This is a genomic window from Streptomyces sp. NPDC034084 (assembly GCF_055575535.1).
Genome location: NZ_JBVISK010000001.1, coordinates 94,922 through 112,926 on the forward strand (window position 1 = coordinate 94,922; position 18,005 = coordinate 112,926).

Here is an 18,005-nt window from a genome sequence, read left to right on the forward strand (position 1 = left end):
CGGGCGCCGGCCTGTCCGGCGGACAGGCCCTATCCCAGCTTCCGCAGCGCCGTCCGGACGGCGGTCAGGTCCTCGTCCGAGGCGAGACCGGCGTGGTAGAGGCGGAGTTCCGTCGCGCCCGCCCCGCACGCGTACCCGGCGTCCCGCGCCAGGTGCTCGGGGGCGCCGCCCATGCCGGTGACGACGGAGAGGTTGGCGGCGAGGACGGTCCCCGGACGGGCGTGGTCCGCGAAGGCGGCGAGCCTCGGCGGGCGGGCGACGACGCCGTCCGCGAGGTCCAGGACGTGTGCCGGGTCCGTGCCGGCGTCGGCGCCGCAGCGGTACGGGTCGGGGTCGGCGTGCAGCAGGACGCGGAAGCCGGGCGGGGCGGCGGCGCGCACGGCGGCGACGGCGGCCTCCTGGAAGGTACGGGCGGTCCGCGCGCGCCAGGCGAGGGCGGGGGCCTCCAGGGCGCCGAGCCGGCCCGCCGGTCCGCGGCCGGTCCACACGGGCTCCAGGGCGGTGCGTACGGCGGCGGCCAGCTCGTCGGGGTCGGCGCCCTCGTCCCCGTACCCCTCGCGGCAGGAGGAGCAGAAGCAGAGCGACATGAGGAGCTGCTCGCGCTCCCCCAGGGCGATCCCGGCCGTCTTGTCGTGGGCGTGCAGGTGGGCGAGGCCGTACCAGCCGCAGGACTCCAGTTCCGTGCCGGTCGCGCCGGGCCGGACGGCGGCCTCGGCGGCGAGGTCGACGAGGAGGGCGCGGACCTCGGGGCGGGCGACGCAGGGGGCCCACGGGTAGCGGTCGCCGTGGGCGTTGACGACGGAGGTCTCGGGGTGCTCGGCGCCGAGGCGGGAGTTGTGCGCGAGGACGACCCAGCTGTGCACGTCGAGGCCGGCGCCGGCGAGGGCCTCGGCGGCCCGTCCGTAGGCGTCGCCGGGCGCCCACTCCCCCGCCGGGTACGGGCGGAGGGCGCGGCCCGCCCAGCGGCCGGGGTCCGGCGGGTAGAGGACGGCGGCGTGCTCGGCGGTGACGATCCGGTGGGACGGGTGACGGGGGCTCAGCGCCCGGGTGGAGTGGTAGGCGGCGGCGAGGGTGATCTGCGCGAGGCCGAGTTCGGCGAGGAGGCCGGGCGCGGCGGGGTCGCCGTCGACGTCCCAGGGGTAGAGGAAGGCTCCGGCCCTCACGCGCCGGCCTCCTTGAGCAGGGCCCGGCCGCGCTCGACGAGCAGCATGAGGGCGTCGACGTGCTCGGGGGCGGGCTCGCTCAGCGGCGGCCGTACCTCGCCCACGTCCAGACCGCCCCTGCGGACCGCCGCCTTGACGAGCGAGACGGCGTACCCCCGACCCTGGTCGCGGAGTTCGACGAGCGGCCGGTAGAAGCCGTCGACGAGGAGGTCGACGGTGGCGTCGTCGCCGGTGGTGAGGGCGCGGTGGTAGGCGAGGGCGAGGTCGGGGGCGAAGCAGAAGACGGCGGAGGAGTAGAGGGTGACGCCGATGCCCCGGTAGGCGGCGCCGGTGAGTTCGGCGGTCGGCAGGCCGTTGAAGTACAGCAGGTCGAGGCCCTCGGAGCGGACGGCGCTGACGATCCGCTGCATGAGGCCGAGGTCGCCGAGGCCGTCCTTGAGTCCGATGACGCCCTCGGTGCGGGCGAGGGCGACGGCGGTGTCGGGGGTGAGGACCGCGTTGTCCCGCTGGTAGACGATGACGTCGAGCGAGGTGGCGGCGGCGAGTTCGGTGTAGTGGCGGAGCAGGCCGGCCTGGTCGGCGACGACGAGGTAGGGGGGCATGGCGAGGAGCCCGTCGGCGCCGGCCTCCTCGGCGAGGCGCGCGTAGTGGATCGCGAGGGCGGTGCCGTAGCCGGCGCCGGCGACGACGGGGACGCGGCCGGCGGCCTCCTCGACGGCGGCGGCGACGCAGACCCGGAACTCCTCGGGGGTGAGGGCGTGGAACTCGCCGGTGCCGCAGCAGGCGAACACGGCCGCGGCGCCCGCCTCGACACCGGCGCGGACGTGGGCGCGGAAGGCGCCGAGGTCGACGGAGCCGTCGGGTGCGAAGGCGGTGACGGGGAAGAACAGCAGGCCGTCGAGCCGGCCGGCGAGCGGGACAGTGGTCACGGGCGCTCCCAGGGAAGTCCGTCGTGCATAGTTATGACTTTCATCCATATGCATGAACGCTGACCTCACGCACGCTAGAGCAGCGCCGATCGGCCGGTCAAGACGATTGCGCACCTCGGTCAAGGATCTTGACGCTCCGTCGGACGGCTCCCTAGCGTGTCCACGGTTGTGAATGCCGCTCTGGTTGCCACCCATGTGAATGAACGCCACTCGACGGAGGAGACCCGCCCCATGTCCGCACCCCGCACCGTCCTGCTCACCGGCGCCGCCGGGGGCGTCGGCACGCTGATGCGGGAGCTGCTGCCCCCGTACGGCTACGAGCTCCGCCTCCTGGACGTCGCTCCCGTGCCCGGTGCCCCGGACTCGATCGTCGCCGACCTCGCGGACCGCGCGGCGCTGCGCGAGGCGGTCCGGGGCGTCGACGCGATCGTGCACCTGGCGGGCATCTCCCTGGAGGCCGGCTTCGAGCAGATCATGGCCGCCAACATCGCCGGCACCCACCACCTCTACGAGGCCGCCCGTGAGGAGGGCGTCCGCCGCGTGGTCTTCGCCTCCAGCAACCACGCGGTCGGCTTCACGCGCCGCCCGCGCGAGGGCGAACCGCTGATCCCGGTCGACACCCCGCACCGGCCCGACACCTTCTACGGCCTGTCCAAGTGCTTCGGCGAGGACCTGGCCCAGCTCTACTGGGACCTGCACGGGATCGAGACCGTCTCCGTGCGCATCGGCTCCTGCTACCCGGAGCCCACCTCGGTACGGATGCTCTCCATGTGGCTCAGCCCCGCCGACTGCGCCCGCCTCCTGCACGCCGCCCTCACCGCCGAGGACGTGGCCCACACGGTCGTGTACGGCTCGTCCGCCAACACGCGCGCGCGGTGGGACCTCTCCACCGCTCGGGCGCTCGGCTACGCGCCGGAGGACGACTCGGAGACGTACGCGGAGAAGATCGTCGCCGACAAGGGCCTCCCGGCGGAGGGCAGCGCCGACGACCTCTACCTGGGCGGCCACTTCTGCGTGGACCCGCCCCGCTGGCCGCACTGAACAGGGGTACGCAGGACCCGGCCGGACTGATACGGGGGGAGCCGGCCGGGGCCCGGGTCACGGTGCGCCCTGGCGCACCCGACCAGCTCACCGTAGGCCCGGCCGAAGATCATCGCGAGCCGCGGAACGCGGCACCTGTCCGGATTGCGCGACGGGTTGGATCACGGAATCACGAACCGGCGCACGCCCCCCTCCCGGGCCCGCCCGACGCCTCAGCGGCTCGCCCGGAGCGTCCAGGACGGCGACTCGCCGAACTTCTCCCGGTAGCGCGCCGCGAACCGGCCCTGGTGGGCGAAGCCCCAGCGCCAGGCCACCTCGCTCACGCTCACCTCGTCCGGCGCGCCCGCCCGCAGCTCCTCGCGGACCCGGTCGAGCCGGACCTCCCGCACGTACGCCATCGGCGACATCCCCACGTACTCCCGGAAGGACTCCTGGAGGCGCCGCACGCTCACCCGGGCCAGGGCGGCGAGTTCGGTCGTCGTGAACGGGTGCTCGGGGCGTTCCCGCACGGCGTCCATCGCGCGCTTGACGGGGGCCGGGCGACGCGCCTCCCCCGGGTGGGCGAGCGCCTCGCGCCAGGGGTGCTCGGCGGCCAGGAGCAGCCCGTTGAGCAGCGCCTCCTGGAGGGGCCTGGCGACCAGCTCGTGCGTGGCGAGCCCCTCCCCGGCGAGCGCCTCCGCGGCGACCTGGCGGGCGAAGCGCACCCAGCTCAGGCCGGGGCCGCGCGTGATGTCCAGGCGGGGCGCGAGGACGAGCGGGCCGCGTGGTGCCCGGCCCATCAGCTGTTCGAGGCGCTCGCGCAGGGCGGCCGCCCCGACCTTCACGGACAGGGTCCGGCAGTCCCCGCTCCAGCGGTCGAGGACGGTGTCACCCGCCGGGTCGAGGAGCAGCGCCTCGGCGGGTGTCGCGACGACGGGGGAGCCGCCGCCCTGGCGCATCTCCATCGTCCCGCTCAGAGGGGCGTTGAGGTGGTACGCGCCGAGCTCTCCGAAGCTCATCCGCACGTCGGCGCCGCAGGTGAGGTCGCCGATGACCAGCGGCCCGAGCGTCACGGTGTCGAAGCGGGCCGCGAAGGGGCGCCGCTCCCGGTCGACGACGGCCATGCGGTTCGCGTAGTAGCGCGCGTCCAGCTCCTCGCGCGCCTCGTCCACGTCCTCCGTCCGGAACGAGCTTCCGCCCGTCGCCCCCGTGCCGCCCCCGGCCCCCACAGCTCCCATGGACCGAAAGAATATTCATATGACGGATCTGACCGGGAACGGCGGGATGCCCGGCATGCCGCGAGGCAGTGGGCGGCGGGACCCACCCCCGTCACCGGAGTGGCCGAACCGGCCGCTGGTAAGGGAACGGCAAAGGGGGCCGGATCGTTAGCCCTGGCATGACCGCTATGACCCCCGGCTCGAACATTCCTCTCACCGCCACGCGCGTGGCGGTGGACGTCGCCGCGCCCGTGCGGCTCGACGTCTCGGGCCTGCTGCTCGGCGCCGACGGCAAGGTGCGCTCCGACGACGACTTCATCTTCTACAACCAGCCCACCGGGCCCGGTGTCACCTACCGGTCCGGCGGCGGGGCGGCGCCCGACGCGATCCTGGTGGACACCGGCGCCGTCCCGGCCGGCATCGAGAGGATCGTCGTGACCGCCAGCCCGGACGCCGCGGGCCAGACCTTCCAGGGCATCGAGCCCACGGCCACCATCCGCAACGCGGACGACGGCAGCGTGCTCGCCACGTTCACCCCGCCGCGGCTGGCCACGGAGACGGCGCTGGTGGTCGTCGAGATCTATCTGCGGGGCGGAGCGTGGAAGGCCCGCGCGGTGGGCCAGGGGTACGCGAACGGTCTCGCCGGCATCGCGACCGACTTCGGCGTCTCGGTGGACGACGAGCCCGCCGCCGCCCCGGCGCCCGTCACACCGACCCCCGTCACCCCGGCCCCCGTCGCCCCGGCCCCTGCCGCCCCGCCGGTGCCGCCCGCGCCGCCCGCCGCCCCGATGGACCCGCGCATCGCCGCCACGGCCCCGGCCGCTCCCCTGGCCGCCGCTGCCGCCGCCCCCGGCTCCAGCGGCAAGATCAACCTCGACAAGGGCCGGGTCAACCTCCAGAAGAACCAGACGGTGTCCCTGGTCAAGGGCGGCCGCCCGCTGCTCTCCCAGGTCAAGATGGGCCTCGGCTGGGAGCCCGCCTACCGGGGCAAGGACATCGACCTGGACGCCTCCGTCATCGCGTACGGCCCCCAGCGCAACCACCTGGACAGCTGCTACTTCGGCAAGCTGTCCATCCTGAACGGCTCGGTCAAGCACTCCGGCGACAACCTCACCGGCGAGGGCGCGGGCGACGACGAGGTGATCGTCGTCGACCTCGGCCGCCTCCCGGCCGACACCACCGGTCTCGTCTTCACGGTGAACTCCTTCTCCGGCCAGAAGTTCACCGAGGTCGCCAAGGCCTACTGCCGGCTGATCGACGCGGCGACCGGCGAGGAGCTGGTCCGCTTCGACCTGACGACCGCCGAGCCGCAGACCGGCGTGATGATGGCCAAGCTCGTCAAGCAGTTCAGCGGCGAGTGGGAGATGACGGCGATCGGCGAGTTCGTGAAGTCGCGGACCGTCCGGGGCATGGTGAAGCCGGCCGCCCAGGCGCTCTGAGCGACCGGCCCTCCCCGGATCAGAAGAGCGCGCTGTAGGCGTTGAGGGCGGGCTGGCCGCCGAGGTGGGCGTAGAGCACGGTCGAGTCCCGGCCGATCTCTCCCCGGTCCACCAGGTCGATCAGGCCCGCCATCGACTTCCCCTCGTACACGGGGTCGGTGACCATGCCCTCGGTGCGGGCCGCGAGCTTCATCGCGTCGAGGGTGGTCTCGTCCGGGACGCCGTACACCCCGGCGTGGTACCGGTCGTCCAGTTCGACGTCGGCGGCCGTCACCTCGCGCTCGACGCCGATGAGCGCGGCGGTGTTCCGGGCGATCCGGGTGATCTGCTCGTGCGTGGGGGCGGGCTTCGCGGAGGCGTCGATCCCGACGATCCGGCGGGCCGGGCCGCCCTCCTCTGCGAGCGCGGCGAAGCCCGCGACCATGCCGGCCTGGGTGGAGCCGGTCACCGAGCAGACGACGACCGTGTCGAAGAAGACGCCGAGCGCGCGTTCCTGCTCGGCCACCTCGTACGCCCAGTTCGCGAAGCCGAGGCCGCCCAGCCGGTGGTCGGAGGCGCCCGCCGGGATCGCGTACGGCTTCCCGCCGCCCTCCTCCACCTCCCGCAGGGCCTGCTCCCAACTCTCCTTGAAGCCGATGCCGAAACCGGCCCTCACCAGGCGCACGTCGGCGCCCGCGAGGCGGCTGATGAGGATGTTGCCGACCTTGTCGTAGACGGAGTCGGGCCAGTCGACCCAGCTCTCCTGGACGAGGACGCACTTCAGGCCGGCGCGGGCGGCGACGGCGGCGACCTGGCGGGTGTGGTTGGACTGGACCCCGCCGATGGAGACGAGGGTGTCGCAGCCCTGGGCGAGCGCGTCGGCGACCAGGTACTCCAGCTTGCGGGTCTTGTTCCCGCCGTACGCGACACCGGAGTTGCAGTCCTCGCGCTTGGCCCAGAGGGCGGCGCCGCCGAGGTGGTGGCTGAGCCGTTCCAGCGGGTGGACCGGGGAGGGCCCGAAGAGGAGCGGGTAGCGGTCGAAGTCGGTGAGGGGCAAAGCGGCTCCCGGTGGGTGACGGCGGCTGGTCGACGGGCGTGAACGCGCTACGGACGCCCGGCGGGCGCGGAAGGACCGGCGGGCGCGGAAGGACCGGCGGGCGCGGAAGGACCGGCGGGCGCGGGAGGACCGGCGGGCGCGGGGATGCCGGTGACCTCGGCCACCTCGATGGCGTCGTCGGCCAGTTGCTCCAGGGCCGCCCAGATCTCCGTGGTGACCCGCACCGCCTCCTCCGCGTCCCCCGCCGCGCACGCCTCGATGAGCCGGGCGTGCAGTTCGGCCGATCCGCAGCTCCCGGAGTCGCCGAAGAGACGCCGCTCGACGCGGCGGATCAGGGGGGTGTAGCGGGCGATCGTCGCGGCGGCGGCGTGGTTGCCGCTGGCGATGACGAGGACCTGGTGGAGCTCGTCGTCGGCGTTCAGGGCGGCCTCCACGTCGGAGGCGCGGACAGCAGCCGCGAAGCGCTCGTTGGCCTCGCGCATGGTGCGGATGCCCTCGGGGCCGAGCAGCGGCACGCCGGTCCTGGCGGCGAGCTCGTGCATCACCCGCACCACCGAGGCCGCGTCCCGGACGACCCGGCTGACCGGCCGGGTGACCCGGGTGTAGCTCTGCGGCTTGGACTCGACGAGCCCCTCGTCGCCGAGCCGGGCCAGGGCCTCGCGCACGGGTGCGCGCGAGAGCCCGAGCCGTTCGGCGAGATCGGCGTCCTTCAGTGAGGCGCCCGGCGCGAGGTCGCCGCGCACGATGGCCTCGCGCAGCGCCTCGTACGCCCGGTCACGCAGCAGGGTCCGGCCCACGGGCCGCAGTGCGTCCATGGACTGACATGTTAGATGTCAGTCCATGGAGCTGACCAGAGATCAGTTCCGGCCTCAACGGTCGCAGTGGTCTCAGCCGTCTCAGCGGTTCAGCGGCCTCAGCGGCGGGGCTGGCGGCGCCAGGGGCCGGTGATCGCCACCATGATGCCCGGTGTCTGGATGTTGGCGAACAGTGTCTCGCCGTCGGGCGAGAAGACGACACCGGTGAACTCGCTGTCGTTGAGGTCGTTGCGGGCGATCGGGTAGGTGCGGCCCGAGTCGGTCGCGCCGAAGAGGTGCTGGACGCCCTCGCCGTCCTCGGCGATGACGAGACCGCCGTACGGGGAGACGGTGATGTTGTCGGGGCCGTCGAAGGCGCCGTCCTCGTCGGGGGCCGCGTTCACCCCGAGGAGCACCTTGAGGGTGAGGGTGCGGCGCTTCGGGTCGTAGAACCAGACCTGGCCGTCGTGCGCCGCGCCGGGGCTCTCCTCGCGCGCGTAGGAGGAGACGACGTACGCGCCGCCGTCGGCCCACCACATGCCCTCCAGCTTGCGGGCGCGGGTGACCTGGCCGTCCGTGAACTGCTTGCGGACGGGGGTGGTGCGGGCGTCGCGGTCGGGGACGTCGACCCAGTCGACGCCGTAGACGGTGCCGATCCGGGAGGCGCGGGACAGGTCGTCCACGAAACGGCCCGAGGAGTCGACGCACTTGAAGGCCTGGAGCACACCGGCGTCGTCGGCGAGGGTACGGAGCTTCCCGCGGCCGTGCTCGAAGCCCTGCGGCGGCACCCAGCGGAAGAGCAGCCCGTTGGGTCCCGAGGCGTCCTCGGTGAGGTAGGCGTGGCCGCGCTTGGGGTCGATGACGACGGCCTCGTGGGCGTAGCGCCCGAAGGCCTTGACGGGCTTCGGGGCGAGGTTGGCGCGGCGGTCGCGCGGGTCGACCTCGAAGATGTAGCCGTGGTCCTTGGTCATGCCGTTCTTACCGGCGAGGTCCTCGGTCTCCTCACCGGTCAGCCAGGTGCCCCAGGCGGTGCGGCCGCCCGCGCAGTTGGTGGAGGTGCCGGCGATGCCGACCCACTCGGCGACGGTGCCGTCGCGGTGGACCTCGACGACGGTGCAGCCGCCGGCCGCGGCCGGGTCGTAGACGAGCCCCTCCGCGAGCGGGACGGGGTGGGCCCACGAGGCGCGGGGGCCCTTGAGCTCGTGGTTGTTGACCAGGTACGTGGTGCCGCGCGGCCCGGCGAAGGCGGCGGTGCCGTCGTGGTTGGACGGCGTGAACTCGCCGGACTCCAGCCGGGTCACGCCGCTGTGGGTGACGACGCGGTACGAGAACCCCTCGGGCAGGGCGAGCATCCCGTCGGGGTCGGCGACGAGCGGCCCGTACCCGAGCGCGTGGCCGTGGCCGTGCCCGTGGCCCGCCCCGTACGCCTCCGGCTCGTCGGACGCGAGCGCCTCGGGCGCGGTGGCGAGCGCCCCGACGACCCCGGTGAGCACGAGGCCGGCGCCGGCGAGGGCGGACTGCTGGGTGAACTCTCTGCGGTTGAGCGGCATGGTGGTGGGGTCTCCCTGTGGTGGCCGGATCTCGCGGGCCACCCTGCCGCGCCCCCGAGAACACCGCCTGAACACGACGGAAACACCACCGGGCGCCCCACGGCACGACACCGGAGGCCGGCGGCCCCGGTGTCACCGCGCCGGGGCGCCGGCGACCCCCGCGTTCACCGCCCCCGGCTCAGGAGCCCGACCGGGAGCGGGCCTTGAAGGCGGCCTTGCGGGCCTCCTTCGCCGCGGGCTTGTCCCGGTGGAGGCGGCCCATCGCCTCCAGGACCTCTGCCGTCGCCGGGTGCTCCACCCGCCAGGCCGCCTCGAAGAAACCGCTGTGGCGGCCGGTGAGGCCCTCGATCAGCTCCTGGAGTTCCTCCAGGTCGCCGTCCGAGTCGAGCTGCGCCGCGATCGTGTCGATCGCCAGCCAGAAGATCATCGACTCCGGCGGCGCGGGCACGTCCGTCGCGCCGCGCTCGGCGAGCCAGACCCGGGCGAGACCGCCGAGTTCCGCGTCGTCCAGGACCTCCCGCACGGCGGGCTCCGCCTCGGCGCCCACCAGGGACAGCGTCTGCTGGCAGTGGAGGCGGCGCAGCGGGGCGCCCGGGTCGGTGCCCCGGGCGGCGTGCAGCAGCTCGCGGGCCGCGCCGGGCGCGTCCCGGCCGGCCAGCCACGCGGCGGTCTCCTCACGGGCCGCGGCCTCCGGGTAGCCGGCGATCCCGTCGAGGAGCGCGTCGGCGCCCTTGTCCGTCAGGTCGCCGACGGCGGGGGCGTCCACGCCGGCCTCCAGCATCCGGGCCCGGACGCCGTAGAGCCCGAGCGGGGTGAGCCGGACCATGCCGTAGCGGGTGACGTCCTCGTCGTCGACGGGCGGCGCGGGCTCCTCGCCCTCCTCGGCCATCAGGGCCTCGTCGACGGGCTGGTACTCGACGAGCCCGATCGGTTCGAGCAGCCGGAACTGCTCGTCGAGCCGCATCATCGCGTCCGAGACCTGCTCCAGGACGTCGTCGGTGGGCTCGCCCATGTCGTCGGGTACGACCATCGACGCGGCGAGCGCGGGCAGCGGCACGGGGCCCTCACCGGCACCGCCCTCGCTGACGGTCAGGAGGTAGAGGTTGCCGAGGACGCCCTCCAGGAAATCGGCCTCCGTCTCGGGGTCCCAGTCGAGCGCCTCGAAGTCGATCTCGCCGTCCTCGCCGAGGATCGCGTCCAGGTCGTCGAGGACGGGGGCGACGGCGTCGGCGAAGACGGCGTCGAAGCCGTCCAGCCAGAGGCCGAGGACGTCCTGGGGCGAACCGCCCGTGACCAGCGCGAGGTTCTCGCCGGGGCCGGCCCGCCCGGGGACGTCGGCGTCCTCGCGCTCCTCGCCGTCCTCGACGGCGACGAGCCCGGTGTCGACGGCGAGCCGCCAGGCGTCGCCGGCCCAGGTCTCGCCGTCCTCGTCGTCGGCGAGCCCGAGGACCCCGGCGGCCTCGGGGAGTTGCTCGTCGACGAGCTCGCCGCCCGCGTCGACCCGGGTCTCGGGCCCCGCCCAGCGGGCGAGCCGGACCGCCTGGGCGAGGAGGGGGGCGGCCAGGGCGTCCCGCGCCAGCTCCGCGTCCGCACGCAGCCGAACGGGGGGAAGGGTGGGGTGCTCTGACATCTGTGGGATCTCCTCGACGCGTGCGGGGGTGAAGGTGAAGGGGGCTCGGAGAGCGGTCCTCAGGGTAGACGCATCCGGGACCCGGTCAGCCGGTTCACGGATCCGTCAGCCTTCGTACACCCGTCGACCCTTGACAAGTGCGGGGGTCTCGCAAGAGATTGACGCGCGTAGATCCATCTGCCTTTCCTCCAAGCACCCTCGGAGCCTCTGATGTCTTCGTCCATACCGAGATTCGCCGCGGTCTCCGCCGTCGTCGCCTCCGCCCTCGCCGCGGGGCTGCTCGCGGGCTCGTCGAGCGCCGCCGCGGAGAGCGCCGCATCGGAGCTCACCGCCGAGAGCGCCGCCGGCGTCCGCGTCCACGACATCCAGGGCACGACGCGCGTCTCCCCCCTCGTCGGCAAGCAGGTCACCGGCGTCACGGGCATCGTCACCGGCGTCCGCACCTACGGCTCGCGTGGATTCTGGATCCAGGACCCGGAGGCCGACGCGAACCCGGCCACCAGCGAAGGCATCTTCGTCTTCACCAGCTCCGTCCCGACCGTCGCCGTCGGCGACGCGGTCAGCCTGAACGGCACGGTCACCGAGTACGTCCCCGGCGGCCTGGCCTCGGGCAACCAGTCGCTGACCCAGATCTCCAAGCCGGTCGTCACCGTCGTCTCGAAGGGCAACCCGGTCCCGGCCCCGGTGACGATCTCGGCCTGGTCGGTGCCCGAGGAGTACGCCCCCGAGGGAGACCCGGCAGCGGGCGGCTCGATCAACGGCCTCACCCTGGACCCCGAGACGTACGCCCTGGACTACTACGAGTCCCTGGAGGGCACCAACGTCCGGATCGACTCCTCGCGGATCGTCGGCGCCACCGACCCGTACGCGGAGCTCTGGGTGACGGTGAAGCCCTGGGAGAACCGCAACCTGCGCGGCGGCACGGTCTACGGCTCGTACGAGTCCCAGAACACCGGCCGGCTCCAGATCCAGTCGCTGACCCCGCTGGCCCAGCAGCCCTTCCCCAAGGCGAACGTGGGCGACCGGCTGACCGGCACCACCGAGGGCCCGCTCGACTTCAACCAGTTCGGCGGCTACACGCTGACCGCCCGCACCCTCGGCACGGTCGTCGACGAGGGCCTGGAGCGCGAGACCACGGACAGGCAGCACAAGAACGAGCTGGCCGTGGCGACGTACAACGTCGAGAACCTCGACCCGAGCGACCCGCAGGAGAAGTTCGACGCGCTCGCGAAGGCGGTCGTCGAGAACCTCGCCTCCCCCGACATCGTCGCCCTGGAGGAGATCCAGGACAACAACGGCGCCAAGAACGACGGCACGGTCGCCGCGGACGTGACGGTGAAGAAGTTCACGGACGCGATCGTGGCGGCCGGCGGCCCGGCGTACGAGTGGCGCTCGATCGACCCGGAGAACGGCAAGGACGGCGGCGAGCCCGGCGGCAACATCCGTCAGGTCTTCCTCTTCAACCCCGAGCGGGTCTCCTTCACGGACCGCGCGGGCGGCGACGCGACCACCGCCACCGCCGTGACGGGCACCAAGGGCCACGCCGCGCTGACCCTCTCCCCCGGCCGCGTCGACCCGGCGAACGCCGCCTGGGAGAGCAGCCGCAAGCCGCTCGCGGGCGAGTTCGTCTTCCGCGGCCGCACGGTCTTCGTGATCGCCAACCACTTCGGCTCGAAGGGCGGCGACGAGTCCATCGTCTCGCACCACCAGCCGCCGAACCGTTCCTCCGACGCCAAGCGGCTGCTCCAGGCCCAGGCCGTCAACGCCTTCGTGAAGGACATCGTCGCCGTCGAGAAGCAGGCGGACGTCCTCGTCGTCGGCGACATCAACGACTTCGAGTTCTCCGGCACCACGCAGGCGCTGACGGACGGCGGCGCGCTGTACCCGGCCGTGAAGTCGCTGCCGCGCAGCGAGCGCTACTCGTACGTGTACCAGGGCAACAGCCAGGTCCTCGACCAGATCCTGACCAGCCCCGGCGTCCACCACTTCGAGTACGACAGCGTCCACATCAACGCCGAGTTCGCCGACCAGGACAGCGACCACGACCCCCAGGTCCTGCGCTTCCGCCCCTGACGGCCCCCGTCACACGCCCGCGTTCAGACCGAGCGCGGGCGTGTACCGCCGCACCCTGCCGCCCACGAGCCCGGGGTGGTGCCGCACCCGCTTCCACGCCTCGCTCAGCGGGGCCTCGTCGGCCGACCACTCCCCATGGGCCTGCTCACTGTCCCACTCGGCGTAGTTCAGGACCCGGCCGCCGTCGGTGGACAGATGGAACTGGGCGCTGATCCCGCCGGGCACCGGTCGCGCCGCCGCGTCCTCGTCCAGGGCGGCGAACACGGTGTCCACCCACTCCTCCCGGCGCCCCGCGCCGGGCCCGTCGAAGTCGGCTTCGACGATGACGACGACGGGCAGCTCCCCCGTGCTCGACGCGCCGCCGCCGGTGGAGCGGTGGACCGGGCATCGGGGGGGCGACGGCGTTCATGGAATCTCCTGTTCCTCGGATGACTCCACCGTCCCCCCTCAACCAAGGTCGAGGTCAAGGGCCTTCGTCGTGGGAGACTTCGCGTCGTGATCCTTCGCGACCTCGCCCTCCGCCCCGCCACCCGCGCTGAACTGCCCGCCGTCCTCGCCCTGCTCGCCGACGAGGACACGGTCGTGGACCCCGCGTCGGTCGTCGTCACCGAGGCGTACGAGCGGGCCTTCGCGGCCATCGAGGACGATCCGCGCAACGAGGTGCTGGTCCTGGTGGACGGCGGCCTCGTCCTGGGCTGCCTCCAGGCGACGTACATCCCGGGGCTCGGCAGGGGCGGCGCCGAGCGGGCCCTGATCGAGGCGGTCCGGATCAGGGCCGACCGGCGCGGCGGCGGGCTCGGCCGGGAGCTGATGGAGCGGGCCGTGGCGCGCGCGAGGGAGCGCGGCTGCGCGCTCGTCCAGCTGACCAGCGCCAAGCGGCGGACCGAGGCCCACCGCTTCTACGCCTCGCTGGGCTTCGCGCGCAGCCACGACGGCTTCAAGCTGGCGCTCTAGGGGCTTTTTCCGGTCCTGATCCAGCAGCAGGCCCTAGCCGAGCAGATGCCCGCCGCCGTCGACGAGGAGCACCTCGCCGGTGATGTACGAGGCGTGGGCCAGGTCGAAGACCGCTCCGGCGATGTCCTCGGGGCGGCCGATCCGGCGCAGCGGGACGACCCCGGCGACGTGTTCCTTGGCGGCGTCGGCGCCCTCCACCCCGTCGAACCAGGGGGTGTCGACGAGTCCGGGCGCAACCGCGTTGACGCGGATGTCGGGGCCGAGGGTCTTGGCGAGGAGCTTGGTCATGTGGTTGACGGCGGCCTTGGAGACGGCGTACGGGATGGAGCTGCCGCCCGGCCGGACGCCGGCCTGGGAGGAGACGTTCACGATGGCGCCGCGGGTCTTCCGCAGGTGCGGGACGGCGGCGGTGACGGTCTGCCAGACGCCGATGACGTTGACGTCGTAGAGGTGGCGCCACACCTCGGGCGAGGCGGCTTCGAGGTCGTCGTGCGGGATGAACCGGGTGGTGCCCGCGCAGTTGACGAGGAGGTCGAGCCGGCCGTACGCCTCCACGGCGGCCGCGACGAGCCCGGCGGCCTGGGCTTCGTCGGAGACGTCGGCCTGGACGTGGACGGCGTCCGGCAGTGCGGCGGCGAGGGCCCGGCCCGCTTCGGCCGACCGGGCGGAGTTGACGACGACCCGGAAGCCGGCGTCGGCGAGCCGTCGGGCGACGGCCGCTCCGATGCCCGAGGACGAGCCGGTGACGAGGGCGACGCGCCGTTCGTCGGCTGTGCTGTGTGAGCTCATGCTGTGCTGTTCTCCATGTCCCCCTGTCGCGCCCGGCCGATCATGCCAGACGGCCACCGTTCACAGAAACTGAAATCTCGAACCAAGCAGATCTAAGTGGACCTTCACGGTCGCTCGGGCACAGACTTCTCGGATGAACACTGAACGTCCCTTCGGGCGCGCCCTCTGCGCGATGGTCACCCCGTTCACCCCCGCCGGCGGGCTGGACCTCGACGCGGCGGGCGACCTCGCCGTCCGGCTGGTCGGGGAGGGCTGCGACGGGCTGGTCCTCAACGGCACCACGGGCGAGTCCCCGACCACCACCGACGCCGAGAAGGCCGCGCTCGTCCGCGCCGTCCGCGAGGCGGTCGGCCCCGGCCCCTCGGTCCTCACGGGGGTGGGGACCTCCGACACCCGGCACACCGCGGAGCTCGCCCGGCAGGCCGAGGAGGCGGGGGCGGACGGGCTGCTCGTGGTCACCCCGTACTACAGCCGTCCCCCGCAGGCGGCCGTCGAGGCGCACTTCCTGAAGGTCGCGGACGCGACCGGTCTTCCGGTGATGGTCTACGACATCCCCGGCCGCACCGGCACCCGGGTCGAGCCCGCGACGATGCGGCGGCTCGCCCGGCACCCCCGGATCGTGGCGGTGAAGGACTGCGCGTACGACCTGCTCGGCTCGGCGCGGCTGATCGCGGAGACGGGGCTCGCGTACTACTCGGGCTGCGAGGAGCTGAACCTGCCGCTGTACGCGGTGGGCGGCGCCGGCTACGTCAGTACGGTGGCGAACGTGGCGCCGCGTCAGCTGCGCGCGGTCCTCGACGCCTTCGACGCGGGCGACACCGCGGGCGCGGCCCGGCTCCACGCCCGGACCCTGCCGCTGGCCGAGCTGATGATGGCCTCGGGCCTGCCGGGCACGGTGACCGTGAAGGCGCTGCTCGGCGGCCCGGTGCGCGAACCGCTGCAGCCCGCCGGCCGGGAGACGGCCGACGGGCTGCGCGCGGCGCACGAGGCGCTGGTCCGGGTGGACTCCGCGCTCCGCTGACGCGGAGCCTCCGGATCAGTTGTGGCTGTGCAGGATGTCGTTGAGGCCGCCCCAGACCGCGTTGTTCGGGCGGGCCTCGACGGCGCCGGTGACCGAGTTGCGGCGGAAGAGGATGTTCGAGGCGCCGGAGAGCTCGCGGGCCTTCACGATCTGGCCGTCGGGCATGGTGACCCGGGTGCCGGCGGTGACGTACAGACCGGCCTCGACGACGCACTCGTCGCCGAGCGCGATGCCGACGCCCGCCTCGGCGCCGATCAGGCAGCGCTCGCCGATCGAGATGACGACGTTGCCGCCACCGGAGAGGGTGCCCATGGTGGAGGCGCCGCCGCCGATGTCGGAGCCGTTGCCGACGACGACGCCGGCGGAGATGCGGCCCTCGACCATCGAGGTGCCGAGGGTGCCGGCGTTGAAGTTGACGAAGCCCTCGTGCATGACGGTGGTACCGGCGGCGAGGTGGGCGCCGAGGCGGACGCGGTCGGCGTCGGCGATGCGGACCCCGGCGGGCACGACGTAGTCCGTCATGCGCGGGAACTTGTCGATCGAGGTCACCTGGAGGTGCAGGCCCTCGGCGCGGGCGTTGAGCCGGACCTTCTCGATGTCGTCGACGGCGACCGGGCCGAGCGAGGTCCAGGCGACGTTGGCGAGCAGGCCGAAGACGCCGTCGAGGCTCTGGCCGTGCGGCTTGACCAGCCGGTGGCTCAGCAGGTGGAGACGGAGGTAGGCGTCGTGGGCGTCGAGCGGCTTCTCGTGGAGCGAGGCGATGACGGTGCGGACGGCGACCACCTCGACGCCCCGGCGGGCGTCCACGCCGAGGGCCTTGGCGGCGCCTTCGCCGAGGGCGTTGACGGCCTCGTCGGGGGTGAGGCGCTCGGTGCCGGCCGGGCCGGCCGCGTCGGTCAGCTCGGGGGCGGGGAACCAGGTGTCGAGAACGGTGCCGTCGCCGGCGAGGGTGGCGAGGCCGGCGGCGACGGCGCCGGTGGTGCGAGGAGCAGTGGTCATGACGGAAAACCTAACCGGCGGGCCCCCGCCCCGGCCAACCGGTCTCAGGTGTCGGTCGAGTCAGCGGGAGGTTCCGACGAGCCCCCGACGGGCGGCTTCGGTGCTTCGTTCAGGTCCCGGGCGGGGGTCACGCGCGCGTACTCCTCGTCGTAGCCGCCGTCGATGAGCAGGAGCCGGAGGCAGATGCCTTCCAGGACGGCGACCGGGCGCGGGGCGGGGTCCTCGCGCGGCAGCCGCGCGAAGTCCTCGTCGGCCCCGCCACATCGCCGCCCTATACGGTGTCCCGCATGACGTATCCCCCAGGTCCGCCAGGTCCGCCCTACGGCTATGGCTATCCGCCGCCGCCCCCTCCGCCGAAGCCCGGCGTGATACCCCTGGCGCCGCTCGGCTTCGGCACGATCCTGAGCGGCGCCTTCTCCACCTTCGGCCGCTACTGGAAGCAGCTGCTCGGGGTGGCGGGAGCCGTGTACGGCGGCGCGGTCCTGGTCGTCGGCGCGGCGATCGGCATCGCGTACGCGGCCGTCGGAGACCTCGCCGTCTTCGACCTGCCGGCGGGCCAGGACCCCCGGTGGGAGGACATCCGGCCGCTGCTCGTCGCCTTCGGCTCCATCTGGGTGGTCGCCGTGATCGTGTTCCTCTGCGCCAACACCGTGGTGGCGGCCGCCTGCCCGGTGGTGGTCCAGGAGGCGGTCCTCGGCCGGCCGACGACCTTCGGCGCGGTGTGGCGCCGGGCCTGGGCCCGCACGCCCGCCATCTTCGGCACCGTGCTGCTGACCTCGCTGGCGCTGCTGCTCCCGGCGGTGCTCTTCCTGGGGGCCTTCGTCGCCCTGACCGTGGCGCTGCTCGCGGTCCGGACCGGCCCGCTGATCGCGCCGTTCCTGGCGTTCGCCGGCGCGATGGTCACCCTGCCGGTCGCGCTCTGGATCTGGGTGAAGTTCAGCCTGGCCCCGGCGGCGGCCGTGATCGAGGGGCAGGGCGCCCTCGCCTCGATGCGCCGCTCCTCGTCCCTGGTACGGGGCTCCTGGTGGCGGGTGTTCGGCTTCCTGCTCGCCGCCGGTCTGATGGCCTCCGTGGTGAGCATGCTGATCCAGCAGGTCTTCTCCCTGCTGGCCTCGGCCCCGCTTGCGGCGACGGACTTCTCCAGCGACGAGCCCGCCACCCTGATCGCCTCCTTCGCGGTCCTCTTCGCCTTCCTCGCCGTGGTCCAGCTGATCAGCCAGGCAGTGGTGTCCTTCTTCCCGCCCCTGGTGACCGCCCTGCTCTACGTGGACCAGCGCATCCGCAAGGAGAACCTGGCCCCCGAACTCGCCCGGGCGGCCGGACTCCTCTAGGGCGTGGACAGACGAACGCGGAACGGCCGCGCCCCCGAGGGGCGCGGCCGTTCTCACGTA

General features: G+C 73.6%; 15 protein-coding genes and 1 pseudogene. 6 read left to right on the forward strand and 10 right to left on the reverse strand.

The window, feature by feature from the left end:
- Nucleotides 1-29 precede the first annotated feature (29 nt).
- Nucleotides 30-1,163 (reverse strand): hypothetical protein, encoded by a 1,134-nt coding sequence (locus ACZ51I_RS00460; RefSeq protein WP_468870533.1) that lies wholly within the window; start codon nucleotides 1,161-1,163, stop codon nucleotides 30-32.
- Entirely contained in the window at nucleotides 1,160-2,092 is a 933-nt protein-coding gene (locus ACZ51I_RS00465; RefSeq protein WP_468870534.1) for a 5-dehydro-4-deoxyglucarate dehydratase, read from the reverse strand. The genes ACZ51I_RS00460 and ACZ51I_RS00465 overlap by 4 nt, the downstream gene beginning before the upstream one ends.
- Nucleotides 2,093-2,323: 231 nt before the next feature.
- Here ACZ51I_RS00465 and ACZ51I_RS00470 point away from each other — a divergent pair, with 231 nt between their 5' ends.
- A complete protein-coding gene (locus tag ACZ51I_RS00470) occupies nucleotides 2,324-3,133 on the forward strand; it encodes an NAD-dependent epimerase/dehydratase family protein (protein WP_468870535.1) in 810 nt (269 codons plus the stop codon).
- A gap of 212 nt (nucleotides 3,134-3,345) precedes the next feature.
- On the opposite strand, the gene ACZ51I_RS00475 is transcribed toward ACZ51I_RS00470, so the two are convergent.
- Nucleotides 3,346-4,350 carry an AraC family transcriptional regulator gene (locus ACZ51I_RS00475; RefSeq protein ID WP_468870537.1) on the reverse strand — a complete coding sequence of 335 codons (1,005 nt, stop codon included), beginning with the start codon at nucleotides 4,348-4,350 and terminating at the stop codon, nucleotides 3,346-3,348.
- 158 nt (nucleotides 4,351-4,508) lie between these two features.
- Here ACZ51I_RS00475 and ACZ51I_RS00480 point away from each other — a divergent pair, with 158 nt between their 5' ends.
- Nucleotides 4,509-5,768 (forward strand): TerD family protein, encoded by a 1,260-nt coding sequence (locus ACZ51I_RS00480; RefSeq protein WP_468870538.1) that lies wholly within the window; start codon nucleotides 4,509-4,511, stop codon nucleotides 5,766-5,768.
- A 19-nt stretch (nucleotides 5,769-5,787) separates the two neighbouring features.
- Here the strand turns inward: ACZ51I_RS00480 and ACZ51I_RS00485 are convergent, their stop codons facing one another.
- The 4 genes and pseudogenes from ACZ51I_RS00485 to ACZ51I_RS00500 form a co-directional block, all read right to left on the reverse strand.
- Entirely contained in the window at nucleotides 5,788-6,804 is a 1,017-nt protein-coding gene (locus tag ACZ51I_RS00485; RefSeq protein WP_468870539.1) for a 1-aminocyclopropane-1-carboxylate deaminase, read from the reverse strand.
- Nucleotides 6,805-6,980: 176 nt separating this feature from the next.
- A pseudogene (locus ACZ51I_RS00490) lies at nucleotides 6,981-7,619 on the reverse strand (GntR family transcriptional regulator); the annotation flags it as partial.
- Between the two features lie 98 nt (nucleotides 7,620-7,717).
- On the reverse strand, nucleotides 7,718-9,148 hold the full coding sequence (locus ACZ51I_RS00495) for an alkaline phosphatase PhoX (protein ID WP_468870541.1): 1,431 nt from the start codon (nucleotides 9,146-9,148) through the stop codon (nucleotides 7,718-7,720).
- A 178-nt stretch (nucleotides 9,149-9,326) separates the two neighbouring features.
- Nucleotides 9,327-10,778: a hypothetical protein gene (locus ACZ51I_RS00500; protein ID WP_468870542.1), complete on the reverse strand. Its 1,452-nt coding sequence runs from the start codon at nucleotides 10,776-10,778 to the stop codon at nucleotides 9,327-9,329.
- A gap of 210 nt (nucleotides 10,779-10,988) precedes the next feature.
- Between ACZ51I_RS00500 and ACZ51I_RS00505 the strand changes: the two genes are divergently transcribed.
- Nucleotides 10,989-12,851, forward strand: a complete 1,863-nt coding sequence (locus tag ACZ51I_RS00505; RefSeq protein WP_468870544.1) for an endonuclease/exonuclease/phosphatase family protein — start codon at nucleotides 10,989-10,991, stop codon at nucleotides 12,849-12,851.
- A 9-nt stretch (nucleotides 12,852-12,860) separates the two neighbouring features.
- Here ACZ51I_RS00505 and ACZ51I_RS00510 read toward each other — a convergent pair whose 3' ends face one another.
- A complete protein-coding gene (locus ACZ51I_RS00510) occupies nucleotides 12,861-13,190 on the reverse strand; it encodes an antibiotic biosynthesis monooxygenase (protein WP_468871656.1) in 330 nt (109 codons plus the stop codon).
- A 156-nt stretch (nucleotides 13,191-13,346) separates the two neighbouring features.
- Here ACZ51I_RS00510 and ACZ51I_RS00515 point away from each other — a divergent pair, with 156 nt between their 5' ends.
- On the forward strand, nucleotides 13,347-13,805 hold the full coding sequence (locus tag ACZ51I_RS00515) for a GNAT family N-acetyltransferase (RefSeq protein ID WP_468870545.1): 459 nt from the start codon (nucleotides 13,347-13,349) through the stop codon (nucleotides 13,803-13,805).
- A gap of 33 nt (nucleotides 13,806-13,838) precedes the next feature.
- Here the strand turns inward: ACZ51I_RS00515 and ACZ51I_RS00520 are convergent, their stop codons facing one another.
- Nucleotides 13,839-14,594 (reverse strand): SDR family NAD(P)-dependent oxidoreductase, encoded by a 756-nt coding sequence (locus tag ACZ51I_RS00520; RefSeq protein ID WP_468870547.1) that lies wholly within the window; start codon nucleotides 14,592-14,594, stop codon nucleotides 13,839-13,841.
- Between the two features lie 133 nt (nucleotides 14,595-14,727).
- On the opposite strand from ACZ51I_RS00520, the gene dapA reads away from it, so the two are divergent.
- Nucleotides 14,728-15,615: a 4-hydroxy-tetrahydrodipicolinate synthase gene (gene dapA, locus ACZ51I_RS00525; protein WP_468870549.1), complete on the forward strand. Its 888-nt coding sequence runs from the start codon at nucleotides 14,728-14,730 to the stop codon at nucleotides 15,613-15,615.
- A gap of 15 nt (nucleotides 15,616-15,630) precedes the next feature.
- Here the strand turns inward: dapA and dapD are convergent, their stop codons facing one another.
- Nucleotides 15,631-16,614 carry a 2,3,4,5-tetrahydropyridine-2,6-dicarboxylate N-succinyltransferase gene (gene dapD / locus ACZ51I_RS00530; protein ID WP_468870551.1) on the reverse strand — a complete coding sequence of 328 codons (984 nt, stop codon included), beginning with the start codon at nucleotides 16,612-16,614 and terminating at the stop codon, nucleotides 15,631-15,633.
- Between the two features lie 287 nt (nucleotides 16,615-16,901).
- Here dapD and ACZ51I_RS00535 point away from each other — a divergent pair, with 287 nt between their 5' ends.
- Nucleotides 16,902-17,945: a DUF7847 domain-containing protein gene (locus ACZ51I_RS00535; protein WP_468870553.1), complete on the forward strand. Its 1,044-nt coding sequence runs from the start codon at nucleotides 16,902-16,904 to the stop codon at nucleotides 17,943-17,945.
- Nucleotides 17,946-18,005: the final 60 nt, after the last annotated feature.